Origin of the sequence: Alloscardovia theropitheci (genome assembly GCF_004332295.1) — a bacterium.
Lineage (GTDB): Bacteria > Actinomycetota > Actinomycetes > Actinomycetales > Bifidobacteriaceae > Alloscardovia > Alloscardovia theropitheci.
Map to the genome: position 1 here is coordinate 1 of NZ_RXLP01000016.1, position 3,378 is coordinate 3,378.

The 3,378-nt window shown below is 38.3% G+C and carries 4 protein-coding genes; all 4 read right to left on the reverse strand.

Translation table 11 applies throughout. The features are described from left to right. Positions 1 to 69: 69 nt before the first annotated feature. Positions 70 to 384 (reverse strand): hypothetical protein, encoded by a 315-nt coding sequence (locus EJ419_RS03320; protein ID WP_131283601.1) that lies wholly within the window; start codon positions 382 to 384, stop codon positions 70 to 72. A 223-nt stretch (positions 385 to 607) separates the two neighbouring features. Next, positions 608 to 802, reverse strand: a complete 195-nt coding sequence (locus EJ419_RS03325; RefSeq protein WP_131283603.1) for a hypothetical protein — start codon at positions 800 to 802, stop codon at positions 608 to 610. Between the two features lie 1,480 nt (positions 803 to 2,282). Continuing rightward, positions 2,283 to 3,098, reverse strand: a complete 816-nt coding sequence (locus EJ419_RS03330) for a Bax inhibitor-1/YccA family protein (RefSeq protein ID WP_131283605.1) — start codon at positions 3,096 to 3,098, stop codon at positions 2,283 to 2,285. Positions 3,099 to 3,119: 21 nt separating this feature from the next. Continuing rightward, positions 3,120 to 3,378, reverse strand: a 259-nt coding sequence (locus EJ419_RS03335) for a hypothetical protein (RefSeq protein WP_205668815.1), incomplete at its 5' end; no start/stop codon positions are given.

A 3,378-nucleotide genomic window follows, 5' to 3' on the forward strand; every position in this document is an offset into this window, starting at 1 on the left:
ATCATTCAAAACCTGAGACATACCCTCACCATCTACACCATCAGCCATATCCACGCTCAAACTCTCATCTCACTTACCCTGGAAGAATTCAATAATCTTCTTCGGCCCATCATATAACTTCGAATACCCCTCACTAGTAGCCTTCATCCACATACTACCCGCAATATTCATCATAGTTTTAACACCCGATGACGTAGTATCCTTATCCTCATAATTGTTCCGAACTAACCCATAAAAATTCTTCCCATTCTTCACTCCCTCCTTAACAAGACTTGTCGTATCTTTAACCACAATCTCCGTAGTCATAGTCGTAAAATCAGTCTTATGCTTGACAATGCCAGGAAGATATAAATCCTTCACATAATTCTTCGCATTCGTCTTCATAAAAGTACCCCACGATACAGAACCCTCAAAACAGATAATGCGACAACTACCCCCAATAGTGTCAATCTCAAACTAGCGACGATTCTTCGTCCAAGAATTACTCTTCAACAAGCTCTCATTCTTATGCGTTCTTACCGCCACTTTCCCGATACAAGTTCACCAATCTTCTTAGAACCATCAACCAGCCTGCCATAGAATTCACCAAAACAATATTCGACGTCGATTAAACTAATTCCACACTCGTACTAATACCCAATTCCCTGGCACTCCTATCACCTGCCAAATCATTGACCATACCATAAATGCCCTTACACAACTCATTCGCATACTCAACAACAGTATCCTTAGTCAACAAATAAATAAGCTTAGTTTTGTCTTTACCCAAAGTAGGAATAACAGGAATTAAGATTATCGGCATTCATCCGACTCAACTTACTAATATTAAAACCTGTTAATTCAAACTGAGCATGCCGCTCAGGAATAGTCAAAATCATCATTCAATAAACATAATTAATCGGCATAATAAAAGAGTAAGGTACTGAAATCCCGCTTCTACTTATGGGAGAATAAGCACGCTATTAGTATCGAAATAACTTATCTGGTAAATGGCATCAGAAAAACACAACCGATTATTTTTTCTTTATATGATTCTTCAATAAAATACCCTCTCTATCGTTACAATTGTACTGATAGACTGTTTTACTAATAACAGATTGGGTGTTGAAACTATGAGTCTAAAGAAAAACAGAACACGACGCAACATCCATTATAATATTGCCGGCAAGAGCCCTCAATGGTATAAACGAAACCGATGGGCTCTTGGACGGGAAGCACTTGAGTACAGCGATATATCTTTTAATCGCGATTCATTATCCCTAGTAATGGGCACAATGCTACCTGAACCTCTATTCCTTACACGTGGAGATAACGAACGAGCTTTCTCATCAGCTGGCGTTAAATTACGAGCCTTCATCTATCTGATTATGATGATATGCGTTTTTGGAATAACATATGTTTTCTATATGTATACAGAAACTGATCCCACAAAAATGACAGATTTAGAATATATAATTAAAACCTCGCCAATTCTACTCATGCTTGTATGCTTTTTCCTATTACCCCCTCTCAATGGGAAATACACTCCGTGGGCTTTTATATGCGCACGCATCTGCGATATCTGTTATCTTAGTTCATGGGCATATCTCTTTGGATTATTTGCTCATACGAGTCCTATCATTTTCCCTATTTCAATTTCAGTCTTAACAGTCTCAATATTGTGTATCATTTTTTCAAAATACATAATGCGCGGTGCATCTCATAGGGCACTCACTATAAGTGGGATATTATGCTTCTCAACTCTTGCTTCTTACTTTTTGAGTCTTCTTGATTCAAGAAATGACTATTTAGGAATACTCGCAGGATTAGGTTTAGCTTCGTTCGCGATATTCTCTTTTATCTCTGATATTGTATCCATCGAAAAATTATCAGAAATAAGACGCGTCCATTACCAATACGAATGGGCAGCCGCAAGTGCCCTCATTTTCGATATCGTTGCATGTATCGTGGGACTTATGAAATCCGCAAAGGAAAACGACTAGAGGATTAAGGATATAAGTTACCTACACGATACAATCACAGTGGTGGGGCGTAACTCCTCGCAGCTAAGCCCCACAAATTACACGCTTAAACCATTTCCTATCAACAACGGCAAGTCACTTCTTACCAGAAATCGTTTCTACAATATTCTTAACGCCAGAATAAATGTTGTATCCCTCGCTCACAACCGAATGCGCCATGAATCCAAAACACTAAACTCAGCCCCAAGACCGCAATAGACTCACTATCACCCTGCACCTGATTACCATCATAAACAACATTCTCAATATTACAACGATATTTTAATCATTATCCGAAGCCTTTAAGAGACCCGCAATACATAAAACAACATCGAAAACTAATACAAAAGCAATATTCCACTCATACTGCGCATTAATTACTTGAAGATTAGAAAAATACTTAATCGTTTTCAAATCCATAAAGAACGAAAAAACAGCGAAAATCGAAAGAATAATACCAGCCACCCCGCCTAATAATGGTTGGTCTGGAAGAAGCCAAGCAAGAAACATCGTAGCAATAACCACAAAAACAAAAATCCCCGCAATTTTCGCGAAACGATTTCTAGTTCCTTTCACTAAAGAGGGGGCTAAACCTATAATCAACACAGAAATCGCCAAAATACATGTTATAAGAACAAAAACAAAAGAATGCTCTACCGAGACCAATGCGAATACATAGCCCCACATGCCTAGAAAAATAAAATTACATATGCAACCAATGACAAACGCACTTCTCCTGTTCCGATCCTTTAGCCAGAACAAATTAAGTGCATATGTGAATAAACCAACAAGAATAATAATTCCCGAAATACTTTTTTCAAAATCAGTCTTATTATCATCATTAAAATCAACAAAAAAATAAGACAAATAAAAAACGGTCGCCATCAGCACGATATAACTAATCGCCTTGAGCTGAATTCCCCTAAGGGTTAGGGCTCTTCCATCACCATCACTGTAGTATAACGTCTCAGGTAAAAGAGCATCCATCATATATGACAAATTCGAACGCTGATACGAATCATCAAACTCAAACACAGACTCATCAGCAGTATCATTCAAAACCTGAGACATACCCTCACCATCTACACCATCAGCCATATCCACGCTCAAACTCTCATCTCACTTACCCCGGAAGAATTCAATAATCTTCTTCGGCCCATCATACAATTTCGAATACCCTTCACTACTCGCCTTCATCCACGTACTACCCGCAATATTCATCATAGTTTTAACACCCGATGACGTAGTATCCTTATCCTCATAATTGTTCCGAACTAACCCATAAAAATTCTTCCCATTCTTCACTCCCTCCTTAACAAGACTTGTCGTATCTTTAACCACAATCTCCGTAGTCATAGTCGTAAAATCAGTCTTATGC

Bases quoted from the DNA above. Each gene is read 5' to 3' on its own strand.
- EJ419_RS03325 (WP_131283603.1), bottom strand. From the start codon at position 802: ATGCCGATAATCTTAATTCCTGTTATTCCTACTTTGGGTAAAGACAAA.
- EJ419_RS03330 (WP_131283605.1), bottom strand. From the start codon at position 3,098: ATGGCTGATGGTGTAGATGGTGAGGGTATGTCTCAGGTTTTGAATGAT.
- EJ419_RS03320 (WP_131283601.1), bottom strand. From the start codon at position 384: ATGAAGACGAATGCGAAGAATTATGTGAAGGATTTATATCTTCCTGGC.